18 protein-coding genes are annotated in these 18,203 nt (G+C 67.5%); 10 read left to right on the forward strand and 8 right to left on the reverse strand.

Annotated elements, in window-relative coordinates; genetic code table 11:
- Positions 1-51: 51 nt before the first annotated feature.
- Together ACZ1J6_RS07950 and ACZ1J6_RS07955 are read right to left on the reverse strand one after the other, a co-directional pair.
- The gene (locus ACZ1J6_RS07950; protein WP_465127257.1) at positions 52-1,545 is read right to left on the reverse strand and encodes an OprO/OprP family phosphate-selective porin; all 1,494 of its coding nucleotides are present in this window, start codon (positions 1,543-1,545) and stop codon (positions 52-54) included.
- A complete protein-coding gene (locus ACZ1J6_RS07955) occupies positions 1,542-2,672 on the reverse strand; it encodes an ABC transporter substrate-binding protein (RefSeq protein WP_465127258.1) in 1,131 nt (376 codons plus the stop codon). The genes ACZ1J6_RS07950 and ACZ1J6_RS07955 overlap by 4 nt, the downstream gene beginning before the upstream one ends.
- Positions 2,673-2,807: 135 nt before the next feature.
- Here ACZ1J6_RS07955 and ACZ1J6_RS07960 point away from each other — a divergent pair, with 135 nt between their 5' ends.
- The 4 genes from ACZ1J6_RS07960 (at position 2,808) to ACZ1J6_RS07975 (ending at position 8,128) form a co-directional block, all read left to right on the forward strand.
- On the forward strand, positions 2,808-3,473 hold the full coding sequence (locus ACZ1J6_RS07960; protein ID WP_207913035.1) for a response regulator: 666 nt from the start codon (positions 2,808-2,810) through the stop codon (positions 3,471-3,473).
- A 35-nt stretch (positions 3,474-3,508) separates the two neighbouring features.
- A complete protein-coding gene (locus ACZ1J6_RS07965) occupies positions 3,509-4,906 on the forward strand; it encodes a sensor histidine kinase (RefSeq protein WP_465127259.1) in 1,398 nt (465 codons plus the stop codon).
- Between the two features lie 156 nt (positions 4,907-5,062).
- Entirely contained in the window at positions 5,063-7,141 is a 2,079-nt protein-coding gene (locus tag ACZ1J6_RS07970) for a TonB-dependent receptor plug domain-containing protein (RefSeq protein ID WP_465127260.1), read from the forward strand.
- 201 nt (positions 7,142-7,342) lie between these two features.
- Entirely contained in the window at positions 7,343-8,128 is a 786-nt protein-coding gene (locus tag ACZ1J6_RS07975) for a prephenate dehydrogenase/arogenate dehydrogenase family protein (RefSeq protein WP_465127261.1), read from the forward strand.
- Here the strand turns inward: ACZ1J6_RS07975 and ACZ1J6_RS07980 are convergent.
- Genes ACZ1J6_RS07980 through ACZ1J6_RS07990 form a run of 3 tightly spaced genes read right to left on the reverse strand, consistent with a single transcriptional unit; the run spans position 8,125 to position 11,279 of the window.
- A complete protein-coding gene (locus ACZ1J6_RS07980) occupies positions 8,125-9,003 on the reverse strand; it encodes an exonuclease domain-containing protein (protein WP_465127262.1) in 879 nt (292 codons plus the stop codon). The two genes, ACZ1J6_RS07975 and ACZ1J6_RS07980, sit on opposite strands and share 4 nt — an antisense overlap.
- Before the next feature lie 52 nt (positions 9,004-9,055).
- Complete coding sequence (locus ACZ1J6_RS07985) at positions 9,056-9,832, reverse strand: ThuA domain-containing protein (protein WP_442045325.1); 777 nt, start codon at positions 9,830-9,832, stop codon at positions 9,056-9,058.
- A 4-nt stretch (positions 9,833-9,836) separates the two neighbouring features.
- Complete coding sequence (locus tag ACZ1J6_RS07990) at positions 9,837-11,279, reverse strand: aromatic ring-hydroxylating oxygenase subunit alpha (RefSeq protein ID WP_465127263.1); 1,443 nt, start codon at positions 11,277-11,279, stop codon at positions 9,837-9,839.
- Positions 11,280-11,428: 149 nt separating this feature from the next.
- Between ACZ1J6_RS07990 and ACZ1J6_RS07995 the strand changes: the two genes are divergently transcribed.
- The 5 genes from ACZ1J6_RS07995 to ACZ1J6_RS08015 all read left to right on the forward strand — a co-directional run bounded on the left by ACZ1J6_RS07995 (position 11,429) and on the right by ACZ1J6_RS08015 (position 14,904).
- Entirely contained in the window at positions 11,429-12,208 is a 780-nt protein-coding gene (locus tag ACZ1J6_RS07995; RefSeq protein WP_431568887.1) for an SDR family NAD(P)-dependent oxidoreductase, read from the forward strand.
- Positions 12,205-13,023 (forward strand): glucose 1-dehydrogenase, encoded by an 819-nt coding sequence (locus ACZ1J6_RS08000; protein ID WP_431568886.1) that lies wholly within the window; start codon positions 12,205-12,207, stop codon positions 13,021-13,023. Before ACZ1J6_RS07995 ends, ACZ1J6_RS08000 begins: the two co-directional genes overlap by 4 nt.
- A gap of 165 nt (positions 13,024-13,188) precedes the next feature.
- On the forward strand, positions 13,189-13,980 hold the full coding sequence (locus ACZ1J6_RS08005; protein WP_465127264.1) for an SDR family oxidoreductase: 792 nt from the start codon (positions 13,189-13,191) through the stop codon (positions 13,978-13,980).
- Positions 13,981-14,005: 25 nt separating this feature from the next.
- Positions 14,006-14,521, forward strand: a complete 516-nt coding sequence (locus ACZ1J6_RS08010; RefSeq protein ID WP_132267539.1) for a VOC family protein — start codon at positions 14,006-14,008, stop codon at positions 14,519-14,521.
- An 11-nt stretch (positions 14,522-14,532) separates the two neighbouring features.
- Positions 14,533-14,904 (forward strand): putative quinol monooxygenase, encoded by a 372-nt coding sequence (locus tag ACZ1J6_RS08015; RefSeq protein WP_314467249.1) that lies wholly within the window; start codon positions 14,533-14,535, stop codon positions 14,902-14,904.
- A 28-nt stretch (positions 14,905-14,932) separates the two neighbouring features.
- Here ACZ1J6_RS08015 and ACZ1J6_RS08020 read toward each other — a convergent pair whose 3' ends face one another.
- Genes ACZ1J6_RS08020 through ACZ1J6_RS08030 form a run of 3 tightly spaced genes read right to left on the reverse strand, consistent with a single transcriptional unit; the run spans position 14,933 to position 17,261 of the window.
- Entirely contained in the window at positions 14,933-15,394 is a 462-nt protein-coding gene (locus tag ACZ1J6_RS08020; RefSeq protein ID WP_431568884.1) for a nuclear transport factor 2 family protein, read from the reverse strand.
- Entirely contained in the window at positions 15,391-16,707 is a 1,317-nt protein-coding gene (locus ACZ1J6_RS08025) for an aromatic ring-hydroxylating oxygenase subunit alpha (protein ID WP_465127265.1), read from the reverse strand. The genes ACZ1J6_RS08020 and ACZ1J6_RS08025 overlap by 4 nt, the downstream gene beginning before the upstream one ends.
- Positions 16,704-17,261, reverse strand: coding sequence for a nuclear transport factor 2 family protein (locus ACZ1J6_RS08030; RefSeq protein WP_465127266.1), 558 nt, complete (start codon positions 17,259-17,261; stop codon positions 16,704-16,706). The genes ACZ1J6_RS08025 and ACZ1J6_RS08030 overlap by 4 nt, the downstream gene beginning before the upstream one ends.
- 195 nt (positions 17,262-17,456) lie before the next feature.
- On the opposite strand from ACZ1J6_RS08030, the gene ACZ1J6_RS08035 reads away from it, so the two are divergent.
- Entirely contained in the window at positions 17,457-18,161 is a 705-nt protein-coding gene (locus ACZ1J6_RS08035; RefSeq protein WP_132267545.1) for a TetR/AcrR family transcriptional regulator, read from the forward strand.
- The last annotated feature ends 42 nt before the right edge of the window (positions 18,162-18,203 follow it).

Consider the following 18,203-nt stretch of genomic DNA (forward strand, 5'->3'; position numbering starts at 1 on the left):
GGGAGGTCGGGTGGGGGCGCCTGAATCCAACTTGGGGCCGGTGCCGCATGATCAGAACGTGACGCCGACGCGTGCCGTCAGGGTCTGTCCATCGTCCTTGCCGGTATAGGCACCGGCAGTGTTCTGGGTGTTCCAGTGGATCGCGTTGAGCTGGAAGCGCGTGAAGCTGTTGAGATACCAGTTCACGCCCAGCGTCGCCGCCCAGCCCTGGGCGGGCGTGACGATGTCGTCGAATTCGAGATTCTCGTAGCGCGCGGTCAGTTCGATCGCGCCGGGGCCGCCTTCGAAGACCGGGCGCAGCACCTTGGGCTGGCCGAAGCTGCCGAGGCGCGGGTTGTAGGGAGGAAGATCCCCGGTAAGGAACCAGCCGCCCGAAACGCTCAAGGCGCGGGTGACGAAATCGGGGCGGCCGTTGTCGAGGCGGGCATGGCGCTCGCCCGCTTCGCCCATGATCCACAGCGGGCCGGAATAGCCGCCCAGTTCCACGCCGTAGCCGGTGGTGCCGGTGCCGCCGATCAGCGTGCCGGTAGAAAGGCGGAGCGCGCCGTTGAAGCGGCCGCCGATCACGGTGTTGCGGGTCAGCGTGTTCTTGCCGGGGTGGAGCATCTCGTCGAAGCCCCACACGCCGAGGTGCAGCACCTGCCGGTCGGTCTTCAGCGGATTCCAGTGCGCGCGGGCGAGCACGGTGCGATTGTCGGACGTGCTCTGGTCACCGTCGATGCGGTCGCCGGTCACGGTCAGCGAGGCGTGGCCGGTCTTCCAGAACAGGCGCGGCATGATGCCGAGGCCGTAGAAGGCGCGCTGCGGGATAATCGCGGTGGCGACAACCGAGCGTTCGGTGAAGGGGGTCGAGTCCGAACCCGTGGAGCCTTCGAAGCTGCGGTCGTTGAACAAGTGGCCGACGCGCACGTCATAGTCCATGCCTGGCGCGATGCGGTTGCGCCAGCCCATGAAGGCGGTGACGACGTCCACCTCGTTCTCCGAGAAATCGCTCTCGAACTGGTAGAAGAAGTGCGTGCCCACCGTGCCTTCCAGGCCCATGCGCAGCGCGCGCATGCCGGTGGTGGTGAGGTTGCGGCCGCTGTATTTCGAGCCGGTGGTGGTGCTGACATCGGTGATGATGCGCCCGCGCGGCTTGAAGCTGAACATGCCGTCCGCCGAGTGGAACACCGGCAGGCCAGCGCCCCATTCGGTGCTGACGCCCGAGGCCGAGACGGCGGCGGCGCGCACGCGCTCGACATCGCGCTCGGCCGGTCCCGGCGGAACGAGCTGCGGGGCATAAGGCTGCGTCACCACGACTTGCGGGGCGGGTTCGGGCGGCGCGGGTTCGGGAGCAGGCGCCGCGGGCGCTTGCGGAGCGGCGGCCATCGCGGGAGCGGGCGTGGCCCCGGCTTCCAGTTTCTCCACCCGCTGGCGCAGCGAGGCGATTTCGGCGGCCTGCGCGCGCACCAGTTCGGCAAGGTCTTCCTTGCTCGGTTCCTGGGCCAGCGCCGGGGTCGCCGCGATCAGGGCGAGGAGCGCGGTGCCCGATGCAAACATCTTCATGGAGTCTTGTGTCCGGAGGCGAGTATCGCGTTCCAGTCGCGCAGGAAGCGCGCGCGGGTCAGGCGATCGAGATTGACAAGAAGCTGCGGGCCGACGCGCACGGGGCGGGCCTGGCCGGCAGGAAGGCGGTGGGAAGCAGGCACGTCGGTGCGCACAGGCCAGAGGCTGTGCCGGGCGAGCTGGGACTGCCCGGCGCGGGAGAGAAGAAAGTCCAGGAACAGCCGCGCGGCCGCCGGATGGCGCGCCTCGCGCGCGATGAAGGCGATGCGCGAGGTGACGATGGTGTAGTCGTGCGGGAAGATCACGCCGATGTTCGGATCGCGCCGCGCCCGTTCCAGCGCGTAGGACCCGATCACGTTGTAGGCGATGGCCAGCTTGCCCGAAGCGACGCCCTGCAGCATTTCCTCGGTATGCGTGGCCAGCACCGGGCGCGTCGCCGCGATCGCCTCCGCCAGGCTGCGGGTGTCGCGGGTGATCTGGAAGTCCTGCGAAAGATAGAGATAGCCCACGTTCGAGCGCGCCGGATCGAACGTCGCCACTTTGCCCATGAAAGCGGAGCGGCGATGGCGCAGGAGCTGTTCGAGCTGCTGGTGGCTCTGCGGCACCAGCGCCGCGGGGACCAGCTTCTTGTTATAGGCCATGCCGATCGGCTCGGCGGTGACGCCGAAGCCCATGTTCTTCCACACGGCCGTGGCCGGCAGGGCAGGCTTCTCGGGGCTGGCGTACTGCTGCGCATAGCCGTCGTTGATGAGCTTGATCTGCTGGTCCATCGCCGAGGACCAGACGATGTCGGCGGAATACTGCTTCGCCCGCGTCTCCGCGGTGTAGCGGCGATAGAGTTCGGCCGATCCGAGATCGGCGTAAAGCACCTGGATGCCCGGATAGGCGCGGCGGAAGGCCGCGACGACAGGCACCATCTCGGCCTTGTCCGCATTGGCATAGATGCGCACGGTGCCCTCGGCGCGGGCATCGGCGATGAGACCGTCATAAGAGCGCGGATAGCCCGCCGGCCGCTGGACCTGCCCGCCCTGGACCTGCCCACTCTGGCGCTGGGCATCGGCAGGCGCCGTCATCGCGGGAAATGCGACCATCGCTGCAAGTATCAAAACCGTGATGAAGCTGCGCATTCCCGTATCCTCTCGCTTTCCGGGTCTCATGTCGGATAAGCTGCTGGTCATGCCCTACGATCCGAAGCTGTCACCCACCTTTCATGAAAACTTTCACAGCCCGGCTGACGAAAAACCGCGGATCGGGATGTCCTCGTGCGCATCCTGATCGTCGAGGATGACGCGCAGCTCGCGCGCGGGGTGGTCTCGCTGCTGCGCGCGGCGGGTCACGCGATCGACCACGTCGCCAATGGCGAGGACGCGCTGTCGGTGGCCGCGACTGAGCCCTATTCGCTGGTGATCCTGGACGTCGGCCTGCCGGACATCGACGGTTTCGAAGTCCTGGCCCGGCTGCGCGCGCGGGGCGACCGGGTGCAGGTGCTGATGCTCACCGCACGCGACGGTCTGGATGACCGCGTGCGCGGGCTGGACCTCGGCGCCGACGACTATCTGCGCAAGCCCTTCGACGTGGAGGAACTGGAAGCCCGCGTCCGTGCGCTCGGCCGTCGGCGTGGCGGAGACGCGGCGCCGGAAATGCGGATCGGGGCCATGACCATCAACCGCTCCACCGGGCGCGTCGAAGTGGGGACCCGCCCGATCGAGCTGCGCCGCCGCGAATGGGCCGTGCTGGAAGCGCTGGCAGCCCGCGCGGGGCAGATCGTCTCGCGCGAGACCTTGCAGGCCGAAGTCTTCGGATTCGACGATCCGGTCGGCTCCAACGCGCTGGAGGTCAACGTCACGCGCCTGCGCAGCAAGCTCGCGCCGGACGGCCCGGCGATCCGCACCGTGCGCGGCGTCGGCTACATGCTCGACCGTTCGTGAAGCCCGGGGACGACAGGGCAGGGAAGACCGGCCCGATGGGCGGGCGGCCGGGCGGCCCGGCAGGCGGCCGGGCGGGATCGGTCTCGCTGCGGCTCCGGCTGGGCATCGCCATGCTCGGCCCGCTGGCGATCGCGGCGCTGGCACTGGGCCTGTTCGGCTGGGCGCTGATCTCCGACGTCGTGCGCCGCACCAACGACCGCGTGCTCGGCGGCGCATTGGGCGCCATTGCCGAGACGGTCGAAGTGGAGCGCGGCGAAGTAACGCTGGACCTGCCGCCCGCCGCCTTCGGCATGCTGGAGAACGCCGAGCGCGACAATGTCTACTACCGCATCGCCGTGGGCCGCGAACTGCTGACCGGCTATGCCGACCTGCCCGCGCCGGATATCGCCACGCTCTCCACCGAGGAACCGCGCTTCCGCTACGCCGAATATCGCGGCCAGCGCATCCGCATCGGCGAAGTGCGGCGCGACCTGCCCCGCGTCTCCGGCCCGGTGGTGGTACAGGTGGCCGAGACGCTCGACAACCGGAACGCCTTGCGCCGCCGGTTGATGACGGCGCTCCTGGTCGGCGAAATGGTGCTGGTCGGCGTGGCGCTGGCGCTGATCCGCCCGGCGCTGGGCTGGAGCCTGCGCCCGCTGGCCGAACTGCGCGCCGCCATCGAGGCCCGCGACACCCGCGCCGCGCCCGACCTCTCGCCCTTGCAGACCGGCCCCCTGCCCGCCGAACTGCAACCCCTCTCGCGCTCGTTCGACCGCCTGCTGACCCGGCTCGACGATGCGACCACGGCCACGCGCCGCTTTACCGCCGATGCCTCGCACCAGATGCGCACGCCGCTTTCGGTGCTGAAACTCCAGGTCGCGCTGGCCCGGCGCGGCTCCGACGATGCCCTGCGCGAGATCGACGAGGCGACCGACCGGCTGGAGCGGCTGCTCACCCAGTTGCTCACCCTCGCCCGCGCGGACGAGGCCGGCACCCTGCCGCCGCTGGAACAGGTCGACCTGGTGGAAGTGAGCCGCCGGACGATTTCGCGCCGCATCCGCCAGGCCATCGAGGCCGATGTCGAACTCCTGCTCGACGATGAGCAGGACGCCGCCTTCCACGTCCAGGGCCATCGTTCGCTGGTCTACGAGATGCTGTCCAACCTCGTGGACAACGCCATCCGCTACAACCGGCCAGGCGGCAAAGTGACCATCGCCTTGCGGAAGGACGAAGCGAACGTGCATCTGATCGTCAGCGACGACGGCCCCGGCATCCCGGCCGAACTGCGCGCGCAGGCCATGTCGCGTTTCGCCCGCCTCCAGGGCGAGAACGGCCCTTCCGGCAGCGGCCTGGGGCTGGCCATCGTGCAGTCTTCCGCCGAGCGACTGGGCGCCGGCCTCGCGCTGGAAGACGCCGCGCCGGGCCTGCGCGTCATCGTCACCTTCCCCGCCTGAAACCCGCATCCCGCTGGACCGGCGGGACATTTTTTCGAAAATTCGCACGTCTCGTGTCGTTATTTCTGTTGCTAATACGTCTTAATAGCAGGAACGAGTTTTGCAACGAGGCCGCGGCGTATCCGCCCGGCTTCCCGAATTTCCCGGAAACGACCGATGACGACGATACGATGGATGCTGGCGGGCCTGGCCATGACCGCCGGGCCGCTCGATGCCGAAGCGCAGGACGCGGTGCACCGGCCGGATGGGGAGAGCCAGGCGCCCTTCGTGCCGACCGGGCCGGACCCCGTCTATCCCGCCGCCTTCTACGCCGCCTTCCAGCCCCAGACCGCGCTCGACATGCTGGAGCGCACGCCCGGCTTCCTGCTCTCCGAAGGCAGTGCGGTGCGCGGTTTCGGCGGGGCTGCGGGCAATGTCCTGATCGACGGGCAGCGCCCCACCGTCAAGGCAGGCGGCATTACCGAAGTGCTACGGCGGATCGGCGCGCGGCAGGTGGACCGGATCGTCCTGCTGCGCGGCAGCGAGGCGGCCGAAGCGCAAGGCCAGCCGCTGGTGGCCAATGTGATCCGCAAGACCGATGCGGCGGGCTCGGGCAATGCCGTGCTGGAACTGGCACGCACCGAGGAGGGACGGATCTCGCCCACGGCGCGGATCAGCCATGCCCGCCGCATCGGTGCGTGGCAGGCCAGCCTCGAACTCTCTGCCATCAACGAGCGCTACGTCACCGAGGCCGACTATCGCACCCGCGGCGCGGACGGCACGCTGCAGGAATCGCGCGCGGAGAGCATCCGGGCCAAGGCGCCCGAATATGGCCTGACCGCCTCGGCCTCGCGCCCGCTGGCCGGCGGCACGCTGACGCTCAACTTGCGGCTCAACCACGATGAATATGCCTCTCACCGCAAGATCGCCATTCGCGAAGGCGAGGACGGAAGCGGATCCTCCGGCGCCCCCTCGGCGGAACGCCTGATCGACTACGGCGAGACGTCCACCAGCGGCGAATTCGGCGCCGACTGGACACGGCCGCTCGGCGCGGACTGGAACACCAAGCTCGTCGGCCTGGCCCGGATCGAGCGGGCCTCGGTGGACGAGGATTACCGGCAGGGTACGTTCCGCAGCTTGTCCGAGCAGGACCAGAAGCCGCTGGAACTCGTCGCCCGCACCACCGTCTCGCGCGAAGGGAGCCACGCCCTGCGCCCGGAATTCGGCGCGGAACTGGCCTACAACCGCCTCGCCAGCCAGCTCGCTTACGGCGAGGACGCGGGCAGCGGCACGATGGTCCCGGTGGACCTGACCAATGCCGATACCCGCGTGACCGAACTGCGCGGCGAGGCTTTCGCCAATGCCAACTTGCGCCTTTCCGGGAACCTGGAGGCCGAAGCCGGGCTGGCCGTGGAATTCTCTCGCATCCGCGTCACCGGAGACAGCAACCAGAGCCAGAGCCTGTCCTACCTCAAGCCCTCCGGCGCGCTCGTCTGGTCGCCGGGCAAGTCCACGCAAGTGCGGCTGGGCTGGCGGCGGACGGTGGACCAGCTGGACTTCAGCGACTTCGCCGCCTCCGTGAACCAGGCGGACGGACGGCCGCTGGGCGGCAATGCCCGCCTGCGTCCGGCCCGGATCAGCCGCGCGCTGCTGCGCATCGATCACCGCTGGGGCAAGGGCGGCGCCATTGCGGTGGAGGCCTTCCACCAACGCCACCAGGGAATGCTCGGCTATATCCTGCTGCCCTCGGGGGACCAGGCGCTGGGCACTCTGGGCAATGCCCGCCAATGGGGCGCCACCGCGCAGGCCAGCCTGCCGCTGTCCGTGGTGCTTCCGGGCGCACGGCTGACACTGGACGGCACCTGGCGCAAGACGCGGCTGCGCGATCCGATCACCGGACGGGACCGCCGCATCGACGACCTGGCCCCCCGCGCCCTCACTGCCGAATTCCGGCACGACCTGCCCCATCTGCGCAGTTCCTGGGGCGTGAGCTACACCGTGTCCGAACGCTACGACATCTACTACGTGGACGAACACCTCACCTCCAACAACGGCGAGGAATGGGGCGCCTATGTCGAGACCACGGCCCTGGCCGGCGTCAAGCTCTCGCTCAAGGCCAGCGCCATCGGCGGGGTGCACAGCAACCGCCTGCGCCGCTTCCACAGCCCGACCCGCGCCTACCCCCTTTCCGGCACCGATGCGCGCACGATGCGGGACGGCAGCGCGCTCACCCTGGTGCTGTCGCGGGCGCTCTAGGATGGACGCTCGAGGATTGACAGGCTCACGCCGCCCGCCTAGCTCGAACGCCATGACGAAGATGCCCGCCCTTGCAGGAAGCTATTACTACCGCTGATTGGCGGTGGGCACCTTGTCGTTCTCAACCGCTGCGTGACCAGCGGTTGAACTCTTCCCAGCAAGACCCACGGTTACGGAGCCCCATTCGAAGGCCCCCTGGTCGTGACAATCGTGGAATGCAGTCAGCCGCAGCATGGCCCCTCGCTGGGCATCATCGGATTCGGAGCCTTCGGGCAGCTCTCCGCGCGCTATCTCTTGCCCTATTTCCGCGTGCTCGCGGCCGATCCGCTGGTGACGGAATCGCCGCTTCCGGGGGTGGAGATGGCCGCGCTGGACCGCGTCTGCCGCTGCGACCTGGTGGTGATCGCCGTGCCGCTCTCCGCCCTGGCCGAAGTGTGCCGCGCCATCGCGCCGCTGCTGCGCCCCGGCACGGTGGTCATGGACGTCTGCTCCACCAAAGTGGAGCCCGCCGGGATCCTGCTGGCCGAACTGCCGCCCCACGTCGATCTCGTCGCGACTCATCCCATGTTCGGCCCGCAAAGCATTGCCGCGGGTACGCGCGGGCTGAAAGTGGTGATCTGCCCTCTGCGCGGGCGCTCGGCGCCGCGTATCGCGGCCTTCCTGCGGCTGCGCTTCGGACTGGCCGTGCTCATCGCCTCACCCGAGGAACATGACCGCGAGGCCGCGCTGACGCAGGGGCTGACGCACCTGATCGCCAAGGCGCTGCTGCGCATGGATCACCTGCCCGACCGCATCACCACGCGCAGTTTCGACCTGATCCGGCAGGCGGTGGACATGGTGCGCCACGATGCGCCCGGCGTCAGCCATGCCATCGAAAGCAACCCTTTCGCCCAAGGCGCGCGCAACCGGTTCTTCGCCGAAATGGAGGCCGTCCGCCGCGAACTGGCGCCGGAGGCCAACGATGCCGGCGCCGCTGCCGGCGGCTAGGCCCCGGCGAGCCTTGCGCGGAGTTCCGCCTCTGTCAGGATTTCGATGCGCGCCCCGGCGCTGCGCAGTTCCTCGGCCTTGCGGTGCTGGGCATCGGCCGTCACCCAGCGCCCGTAAGGCTGGCGCCCGCTGATGACGAGCATGGTGGTGGTCGCGCCCACGGCAGTGAGCACGCGCCCGCCCGCCCCGGCCACGAACTGCGCCAGCGCGCCGTGGCGCGGCTCGCCGAGGATGGCGATGCGCTGCCCCTTCAGCGGGCCCGCTTCCGCGGCGGCGGGCGCCTTGCCCTGCTTGCCCGGCCGCGCCATCCAGCCCTGCAGGTCGATGCCGGTCTCTTCCATGGCGCGCACGATCACCATGCCCGCCGCCCGCGCATCGCTGAGCGCGTCGTGATGCCGGTGCCGTATCCCGAGGTGGCGCGACAGCACGTTGAGGCGGTGGCTGGAAAGCTGCGGCCAGGCACGCTTCGCCACGCGCACGCTGTCCAGCCAGGTGGTCTCGATCGCGGCCAGCTCGGCGATCCGGCAGGCGGCCGAGAGCGCGCCCTTGTCGAAGCCGGAGTGGGCCACGGTGATGCGGCCAGTCAGGTGGCCCGCGACGAGGCCATGGATGTCCCCGAAGGTGGGCTTGCCCGCGACATGCTCGGGCGAGATGCCGTGAATGCGGATGTTGAACGTGGAGAACTCGTCGCAGGGGTCGACGAGCGTTTCGTAGGCGAAGACTTCGCGGCCCTGGCGGAATCCCACGATGCCGATCTGGCAGATGCTGCTGACCCGCGCGCAAGCGGTCTCGACGTCGACCACCACGAAGTCGGGTTCGTCGGAAGCGGGGCCTGAGGCGGAAGCGGGGAGCGGATTCGAGTCCGGGAACTTCATGCCGCGCCCTGTAGCAGCCGGAGCCTGCGAGCGCGAGGCCCCGGCAGGTGCGCTACCGCTCGCGCTGCTTGATCCAGCCGATCCCGCGGCGCAGCAGTTCGTAGAACACCGGCAGGTCCCAGGCGCAGCGGTCCACCGTGGGCCACCAGTCCAGCATGGGCTGCAGGTCGTAATGGCCCCGGCAATGGCCGAGCGTATTGTAGAGCACCGCGCCCTTGCCGTGCTGCTTGATGTACATGACCGGGTGCGTGCCGATGGCATCCGCCGCCTCGACAAAGCCGGTGCCTTCCTCGGTGCATTCGGTTTCGAGCAGGACATGCAGGTCGCCGTGCCGCTCCATGTGGTAGAGTTCGTCGGTCGTGTCGAAGGGCGCGATGCCCTGCACCAGCGGATGGCCGGGATCGGCCACCCTGACCGTGTAAGGCGCGATCGGCGGGTGGCTGACGAACTGGCTGCCCAGCAGGTCCATGAACAGCGGCGCCCAGCGCGGCGCGTCCCACAAGCCCGCATCGGGTCCGTCCGCCAGCAGGCGCAGCACCGAATTGGTGCCGTGAAGCGCATACCAGCGCCCGCCCGCAGAGAGCCAGTCTCGCAGCACTTCCTGCGCCGCCAGCGAGGGCGTGACGTCGCAGGTGTACGTTATCAGCACATCGGCGCCGCGGATGGCGTCAAGGTTCTCGTAGTCCTCGAACACCCGGGTCCGCACGGCGGGATCCTCGGCCAGCAGCTTGAGCAGTTCCAGCCGGGCGAAGTCCATGTCGTGCCACACCCCGCCGCAGATCAGCACGCAGTCGATGCGCGGCGGGTGGCTTTCAGCAGTGTCGCTCATGGATTTAATCTGCCCCGCCCGACTTCGAACCGCCCAGTTCGCCGCCGATATATTTCATCAGCGTGTCCTGGAACTGGCGGATGCGGATTTCCTGATAATTGCCGAGGTTCACCTTGCCCGTCTTCGAGGCATGGAGCCCTTCCTGCACATAAGGCAGGTTGTCCATGTCCTGTTCGAACACGTCACCCAGGATGCCGAGTTCGGGCGCCTCGGTCCATTTCTGGTCCAGCCGCAGCATCTTGAGCGGCGCACCGCGCGGGATCGGCTGGCCCTTGGGAATGCGCGCCAGCACGCGCACTTCCATCACGCAAGTATCCGGCGTCTTACCGGGCAGCCAGTTGTAGACGATGTTCGGCATATAGCCGCCCCAGGGCGCGAAATTGGGAAAGACGTTGTAGACCAGCGCGTCGAGCAGTTCGGCGTCGGTCGCCTCGCCGTGGTCGTAGCCGGTGCTCTCGGTATAGGCCGCGCGCATCGCCGCACCCAGTGCGGCGCGGGCGGTGACGCCCTCGGGCACCCGGATCGCCATGGGATTGGCCGAAGCCTCGCCCTCGTAATTGTCGCCCGAGCGGCCGTTGTACTTGACGAATTCGTCGACGATCCACTGCTCGCCCTGACCCTGCTCGATATGCGGGCTCATCACGCCGAAGGGCACGAGGTTGACGTTCACGTTGTCTCCCCAGGTCCAGTAGGCGGCATTGGAATCGCCGGTGAACGGCAGGAGTTGCGGGTGCGTGACGATGGTGTGCCAGGCTTCCATGAAGGCCTCCATCACCACTTTCCAGTTGGCCGGCACTTCCTTGGCCACGCGCATGACGCTGGCGCATTCCTCATGCCGCCAGCGCTTGAAATGCTCGGGCAAGGGGCTGAGGAATTCCTCCAGGCTCGGCCCGCCCTTCTCCTCTCGGATGAAGACATAGCCGGCCCAGCGGCCCACTTCGGCCTCGGGCAAGTCGAGGTTCTGTTCGGCCAGATGCGGGAAATCCCACTGGCAGGGCATCGAATGGAAGCTGGCGTCCTTGTTCCAGGCAAAGCCGTGGAACGGGCAGACGAACTTGTCGGCATGGCCGTCCTCGGTCCGCAGCTTGCGGCCGCGATGGAGGCAGACATTGTGCATCGCCCGGATCGATCCATCGTCCTGCCGGCTGACGAGGTAGGACCGGCCCGCGTTCTCGTAGACGATGAAGTCGCCCGTTTCGGGCAGGTCTTCCTCGCGCGCCACGAACTGCCAGACGTAGGGCCACATCCGCTCGCGTTCCAGGCGCGCGAAGTCTTCGCTGATGTAGCGCTCCGCCGGGATCGGGTCCGACCCGCGATAGCTATAGCTTTCCTGCGTCAGGATCGCGGGCGCTTGCCGCGAATCCTGCGCCATGAGTTCGGCCCAGCTGATGCCCTCGCTGCGGTCCTCTCCCAGATCTCGGCCCAATTCAAGGTCGCGTTCGGCCATGGCTCCAAGGTCTCCCAACCTGTTTCGTTTTTCCCTGTTTGGGGCATGTCTGGACCGGCGGGAAGGGGAAGTCACCTTGCTCTAATCATAGGTTGCCCCATCACGCAGATCCGCCATGTTCGAAAGCAACGAACAGCTGGGAGAATGCCGTGAAGCGGCTTGAAGGCAAGGTGGCCCTCGTCACCGGAGGCACATCCGGCATCGGCGCCGGGGCCGTGCAGCGGCTCTGCGCGGAAGGCGCGCGGGTCGTGTTCACCGGCTCCAACCGCAATGCCGCGGACGCGGTGTGCAGCCAGACCGGCGCCGAATTCGTCAGCCACAACGTGCGCGACGGCGCCGCATGGGATGCGCTCTCCGCGCGGATCGAGAACGATTACGGCCGCCTGGACTTCGCCTTCGCCAATGCCGGCACCGAGCATGGCGACGGCAGCGTGGAGGACATCTCGCTGGAGGGCTGGGAGAACGTCATCGGCGTCAACCAGACCGGCGCCATGCTCACCGTGCAGCACGCGATGCGGCTGATGGCCAAAAACCCGGATGGGCCGACCGGGTCGATCCTCGTCAATTCCTCGATGAACGCGCACCGGGCGATGGGTAATTTCGTGGCCTATTCGGTGTCGAAGGCAGCAGTCGTCGCGCTGGTGAAGTCGGCGGCGGTCCACGCGGGCAATCGCAAGTACGGCATCCGCGTCAATGCGATCCTGCCCGGCGTGGTGGAGACGGCGCTGATCCGCAACCTGATCGAGACTTCGGGCGATCCGGCGACCACCCGCGCCGCTTACGAGGGCCTGTCCCCGTTCGGCCGGATGGCGCGCGTGGAGGAGATCGCCGGGCTGGTCGCCTGGTTCGCCTCGGACGAATCGCAGTTCGTCTCGGGCAGCGAATACGTGATCGACGGGGCAACCACGGCAGGGATGATGGGCGTATGAGCGATCTGGGTTCGCAGCGGCTGAACGGCCGCGTGGCGCTGGTTTCGGGCGGCCTTCGCGGCATCGGCCTCGCCTGCGTGGAGCGCTTCCTGGCCGAGGGCGCGGAAGTCGTGCTTACCGACCTTGAGGCGCAGGACAGTGCGCTGGTGGTCGAGACGCTGGGCCGACTTGGACAGGCGGCGAGCTACGTGCAGGCCAACGTCACCAGCGAGCAGGATTGGACCGCCGTGCTCGATGCCGTAACCCGGCGCCACGGCAAGCTGCACATCCTGGTCAACAACGCGGGCATCGACCTGACCGGCCCGGTCGCGGAAACCTCGCTGGAGGGCTGGCGGCGGATCATGAGCATCAATGTCGACGGTGTGTTCCTGGGCGTGCGCACCTTCGTGCCGCTGATGGCTGCCAGCGGCGCGGACGTGGCGGGCGGCGCCTCGATCATCAATGTCAGCTCGATCATGGGCCTCGTCGGCATGAGCGAGGTTTCCGGCTACAACGCCAGCAAGGGCGCGGTGCGGCTGTTCACCAAGTCGATCGCGCTGGAATTCGCCGAGAAGAAGATGCCGATCCGCGCCAATTCGCTGCATCCAGGCTTCGTGATGACGCCCTTGCTCAGGGAAGGCTTCCAGCGCTGGGTGGACAAGGGCGTCGCCGAAAAGCCGCAGGATCTGGTGGACCTGATGTCGAGCCGGACGCCGATCGGCCGCCTTGCCGATCCTTCCGAGCTGGCGAGCGCGGTGTTCTTCCTCGCCTCTGCGGACAGTTCCTACATGACCGGCGCGGAGCTGGTCATCGACGGCGGCTGGACCGCGCAGTGACCCTTCCGGACACTCTCCCCCCTTCGTCATTGCGAGGAGGCCAAGCTGACGAAGCAATCCAGGGCGGCGCCATTGCGCTCTGGGTTGCCGCGGCCCTTCGGGCCTCGCAATGACGAAAGGCGAGGGAAGGACCAACGAAATGACAGCCTTCTGGAGAAACTTACGATGACCGCACCCTCACCCGGCGCCCTTCCCGACGCCATTGCCGTCGTCACCGGCGCGGCAGGCGGTATCGGCCGCGAGATCGTCAAGGCCCTGAAGGCTGCCGGCGCCACCGTCATCGCCACCGATCTGAAGGACGGGGCGGAGATCGAAGGCGCCGACCACTACCTGAAGCACGACGTCACCAGCGAGGCCGACTGGCGCGCGGTGGAGGCGCTGGTTCGCGAAAGCTACGGCCGGCTCGACGTGCTGGTGAACAACGCCGGCCTCTCGATCGTCACCAGGTTCGAGGAGACCCCGCTCTCCGAATTCCACCGGATCAACGCGATCAACGTCGATTCCGCGATCATCGGCACGCAAGTGCTGCTGGATCTGCTCAAGGCGGGCGGCAAGGCTCGTAAGGGCGGGGCCTCGATAATCAACTTCTCCAGCGTCGGCGGCCTGCGCGGCGCGGCGTTCAATGCGGCCTATTGCGTCAGCAAGGCGGCGATCAAGATGCTGTCCAAGTGTCTCGGCGCTGAATTCGCGGCGCTCAAGTACAATATCCGCGTCAATTCGGTGCACCCCGGCGGCATCGAGACGCCGATGCTGGCCTCGATCATGGACCGCTATGTCGAACTCGGCGCCTCGCCCTCGCGCGAGGCTTCACTGGCGGCGATGAACACCACCCACCCCATCGGCCGCCTCGGCAGGCCGGAGGAAATGGCCGGCGGCGTGGTCTTCCTCGCCAGCGAGGCCTCCAGCTTCATGACCTGCGACGAACTCGTGATGGACGGAGGGTTCAGCCAGGTCTGACCGAAGGTCCTTCCGGAGAGATCCCATGACACCCAGCTCCCCCGCCCCGCTTCCCGGCATTCTCGGCATTCATCACATCGGGGTCTCGGTGCCCGATCTCGGCAAGGCGCGTGAATTCTACCTGGGCATCCTCGGCGCGGTCGAAGAAGTGGAGCCCCTGCACTGGGCCGACAATCCCTTCATCGACGAGATCGTCGGCTTGCAGGGCAGCGCGGCGGAGCAGTTCTTCTGCCGCCTCGGCAATGTGCAGATCGAGGTCTTCGAATATAGCGCGCCGAAGCAGCAGCCGCAGGACCCGCGCCGCGGCGTCAACGAATATGGCTATACCCATATCGCCTTGCAGGTGCAGGACCTTGCCGCCGTCCACGCGCGTATCGTCGCGGCCGGGCTTCCCGTGCACGCCCCGCCGGAACTGGCCACCATCACCACCGATGCCGACGGCAGCCGGCACGGCTACGCGGGAACGTATTGCCGCGACTTCTTCGGCAACGTCTTCGAAATCCTGGAAATCCACGAGACACCGGCCATCCGCCCGATCTGAAAGGACTCATCATGCGCATCATCGTGGCCGGAACCCTTCGCTTTGCGGGCGACGACGCGCTCTGCGGCGAGATCATCCGCGGCGGCGCCGCCCATATCGCCTCCAGCCGCGAGGAACAGGGCTGCACGGCCTACAACTGGGCGGTCGATCCGCTCGATCCCGGCCTGATCCACGTCTACGAGGAATGGGAGAGCGAACGCGCCCTGCTCGGCCACTTCGCGCACAGCTCCTATGCCGCCATGCGCGAACATCTCGGCCGCTACGAGCTTACGGGCTTTGCGGTGCAGATCTACGCAGCCACAGGCGTGGAGCCGGTCTACGACGAGGATGGCTGGCCGCGCAGGGAGATTTTCGGCGTCACGCTCCAGGACTCGGTCGACTGACCGCCCGCGGGCGGCAAGCCGGCCGGGGCTATCCCTCGACCGGCACCGCGCCTTCCGGCGGCATCAGGAAATCCATCGTATAGCGCACGGCCTTCCAGCCCGCCGCCGTGCGCACGACATCGAAGTAATAGCGCCCGTGGACGGTGATTCCGCCACCGGCCGCGTACCGGCCCATGCCGGTGACATAGGCACGGATCGAGGCCCGGTCGCCTTCGTAGGCGGTGATCGCGAAGTTGCTGAGGTAATGCGCGTGCGCGGCCATCGCCGCGAACGTATCGCGGAAGAACCCGCCGATCGCCCCGTGCCCCTCCAGAGCCGGAAAACCGATGCCCGACAGGTCGAACACCGCATCCTCCACGAAGACGGCGAGGATGCCGTCGATGTCGTGGAGGCTGTCCACCGCATGGGCATAGGCGATCAGCAGGTCCTGGATCGCCAGCCTGTCCTCGATCGGGCATGCTTCGATGAGACGGGGCGGCGCCGGGCTCACCCCTGCACCATGTCGTTGAGCAGTTCGTGGAAGCGCTGCACGCGCTTTTCCTGGCCCGGCAGGATGCAGCCCTTGAAGCCGCGCGAATTGAGGCCCTGCTGCTGGCTGGTGCCGATCGAGAGGTCCTGATCCGCCACGAAGCCCACCGAAACGCCGTCGCCATAGACCGAATGGCGCGCCACCGCGTCATGCCGCAGCGGCACGGTGCCGAGCGGAGTCTCCACCTCGCGCATGCCTTCCACCGGCGGATAGAGGCACCAGTGCTGGAACACGCACTTCTCGGGATCGGTGGGATGCGGCTCCGTGCGCAGGACCTGGAGCTGTTCGGGGCTCATGGTCAGCGTCAGGTTGGGGAACAGCGTGCAGTGGAAATAGTCCACCAGCTGCTGGTCGCTCATCCTATCGTAGTTGGTGAAGCCCCGGCCCGGCCCCAGCCGCCGCTTCGCCTCGATCACCGCGGCGCGCAAGTCGCCGGTGTGGCCGGCGTAGGCCTCCGGGTCGATACCCCAGGCCCGCGCGATCTGGTCGAGCGGGGCGGGGACTTCGGTGGTGTGGTAATCGACGCGGGTGGTGGCCTGATGGCCCTTCATCCACATCGAGTTGTGGCCCGATGGGTACATCTCGAACAGTGTGTCCGGCAGCCCGTCGTTGATGAAAGTCGCCAGTTCCGGGTGAATGGTCGGCAGGTGGTAGCTCTCGTTGAAATTGTCCCGGATGATCTTCCAGTTGAACTCGCAATCGGCCGAGAGGTTGAGCACGCGCACCCAGTTCTCGATGCCGTAGCCGGCCAGACGCTCGGGGAAAGGCGCGAGCCATTCGTGCAGCGGGGCGACGTCGTCGTCCATGCACCAGAACACGAACGGGCCCCAGGTCTCGCAGCGCAGTTCGGACAAATGGACTTTGCCGCAGGGGCTGCCGCCCTCGAAGTCGTCCGGATCCTGCACCTTGATCAGCGTGCCGTCCAAGTCGTAGGTCCAGTTGTGATAGCCGCAGGTGATGCGCGGCACGCTGGTCACATCGGCCAGGATCAGCCGGTTTCCGCGATGGGGGCAGGAATTGTAGAAGGCGCGGACGGAATCGTCCTCCTGCCGCACCATGATGACGGATTCCTTGGCGAAATTGTGCCGGATCACGTCGCCCGGCTCCTCCAGATCGGCCAGCACGCCGCCCAGGTGCCAGACCTTGGGCCAGAGGTTCTTCATCTCGCCTGCCATCCACTCCCTGGAGATATAGCGGTCGGCAGTGATGGTATCGCCGCGCACCGGCGGATCGAATTCCTGCGAATAGCGGGAAACCTTGCTCTGGAGGTTCATGAACCTGCTCCTGCCTGTCGGGCCTGGGTGTAACTGGGATCCGCGCCGTGGCGCCCGCCACGAACGGCGCCGGGATTGGCGGCGAAGAAATCGAGCGAGCCGGGGTCGTCCTTGACCCAGTCGGTCACGAGCAGGCGCGAAGTGATGCGCCATTCGCCGTCCCGGCAGGCGTATTCGTCCAGATAGCGCCCGGCGATGAAGAGGTCGCGCACCCCGCCCGACTCGTCGCGCACGCCGTGCCAGGCCTGGAAATAGGCCTCTCCCGTTGCGCTCTCGCCCGATATCTCGATGCGGTGCTGGCCCAGCAGGTGATGCGTCGCTTCCATCGTGCCGAGCAGATCCTGGCAGAAGGCCACGAATTCGTCCGCCGGGCCCTTCATCAGCCCGCAGTCGATCATGGCGTCATCGTGGAAGGCCTGGCGCTGGAGCGCCGCGTCGAGCCGGTCCAGCCCGCGCATGTAGCGGTGTGCCGCCTCGGCAATGTCGCGCCTTGCGGCAAGGTCGCGCACTTCCGCCGCAATATCGTAGGCTGTCGCCAGTTGCGCCTCGGTCATGGTCTGCCTTCCTCTCCGTCCCCGCATGCCTTCGCGGCATGTCTGGATGGGCCCGATGAGCCGTCCAAAACCGACTCAACTGCCGGTTTTATGGTATGAGGCGGCCCAGTCCCTCACCTGCGACTAAGGCTAGGTGGCGTTCGCATGCCCAGAGGGGCAGCAACGTGAGGCAGCAATGAGGGCCAAGGAGAGGCCATGAACAGCGAAACCCTTCAGGACCGCATCCTCAGCGCCCTGGCCCCGGAAATCCATGCCGAACCGCCCGTCAAATGGCAGCAACGCAAGAGCGCGCGGATGCGCGAGCGGCTGGTTTCGGCGGCGATCGACTGCCTGGTCGAACACGGCTATCCCGGCCTCGCTACGGCCGCCGTCGCGGCGCGCTGCGACGTTTCGCGCGGGGCCATGCACCACCACTTTCCTTCGCGGCTGGCGCTGGTCGGCGCCGTGCTCGACCACGCCGTCTACCACCGCATGCGCAGCTTCCTGGACGATTATCTCGACTTGCTGTCCCGCCGCGCCGGCGAACCGAAGATCGAGTTGGCCTGCGAGGCGCACTGGCGCTCCGTGCAGACGCGCGAATATGCCGCCTGGCTGGAACTGACTGTGGCGGCGCGGACGAACGCAGAACTGGCAGCCATCTTCGATCCCGTTGCCCGCCGCTACGACGAGATCTGGATGGGTGAGATGATCGAGGCCTTCCCGCAGTGGCGCGACGACTGGGACAATCTCAAGCTGGCGCACGATTTCACCAGCGCCATGCACATGGGCATGCTGCTGCACCGGCCGATCTTCGGCAGCGGCGAACGACTGGCCCGCCTGCACCGCTTCGCCGCCCGCACCATGCAGGACCTCAACGAGCATCGCGAGCCGGTCAAGGCGGAGAAAGGTCCGTTTTCGTAAAATCTTACAGCAAGTGTGCATTGAATGACGCGCTGCGGACCG

This window comes from Novosphingobium sp. BL-S-21 (genome assembly GCF_055521655.1).

What these genes read in the sequence shown, in the direction of transcription:
- ACZ1J6_RS08000 (WP_431568886.1), top strand. Translation starts at nt 12,205, where the DNA reads ATGAGCGATCTGGGTTCGCAGCGGCTGAACGGCCGCGTGGCGCTGGTT.
- ACZ1J6_RS08010 (WP_132267539.1), top strand. Translation starts at nt 14,006, where the DNA reads ATGACACCCAGCTCCCCCGCCCCGCTTCCCGGCATTCTCGGCATTCAT.
- ACZ1J6_RS08005 (WP_465127264.1), top strand. Translation starts at nt 13,189, where the DNA reads ATGACCGCACCCTCACCCGGCGCCCTTCCCGACGCCATTGCCGTCGTC.
- ACZ1J6_RS07985 (WP_442045325.1), bottom strand. Translation starts at nt 9,832, where the DNA reads ATGAGCGACACTGCTGAAAGCCACCCGCCGCGCATCGACTGCGTGCTG.
- ACZ1J6_RS07980 (WP_465127262.1), bottom strand. Translation starts at nt 9,003, where the DNA reads ATGAAGTTCCCGGACTCGAATCCGCTCCCCGCTTCCGCCTCAGGCCCC.
- ACZ1J6_RS07965 (WP_465127259.1), top strand. Translation starts at nt 3,509, where the DNA reads ATGGGCGGGCGGCCGGGCGGCCCGGCAGGCGGCCGGGCGGGATCGGTC.
- ACZ1J6_RS07955 (WP_465127258.1), bottom strand. Translation starts at nt 2,672, where the DNA reads ATGCGCAGCTTCATCACGGTTTTGATACTTGCAGCGATGGTCGCATTT.
- ACZ1J6_RS07970 (WP_465127260.1), top strand. Translation starts at nt 5,063, where the DNA reads ATGACGACGATACGATGGATGCTGGCGGGCCTGGCCATGACCGCCGGG.
- ACZ1J6_RS08015 (WP_314467249.1), top strand. Translation starts at nt 14,533, where the DNA reads ATGCGCATCATCGTGGCCGGAACCCTTCGCTTTGCGGGCGACGACGCG.
- ACZ1J6_RS08025 (WP_465127265.1), bottom strand. Translation starts at nt 16,707, where the DNA reads ATGAACCTCCAGAGCAAGGTTTCCCGCTATTCGCAGGAATTCGATCCG.
- ACZ1J6_RS07950 (WP_465127257.1), bottom strand. Translation starts at nt 1,545, where the DNA reads ATGAAGATGTTTGCATCGGGCACCGCGCTCCTCGCCCTGATCGCGGCG.
- ACZ1J6_RS08030 (WP_465127266.1), bottom strand. Translation starts at nt 17,261, where the DNA reads ATGACCGAGGCGCAACTGGCGACAGCCTACGATATTGCGGCGGAAGTG.
- ACZ1J6_RS07990 (WP_465127263.1), bottom strand. Translation starts at nt 11,279, where the DNA reads ATGGCCGAACGCGACCTTGAATTGGGCCGAGATCTGGGAGAGGACCGC.
- ACZ1J6_RS08035 (WP_132267545.1), top strand. Translation starts at nt 17,457, where the DNA reads ATGAACAGCGAAACCCTTCAGGACCGCATCCTCAGCGCCCTGGCCCCG.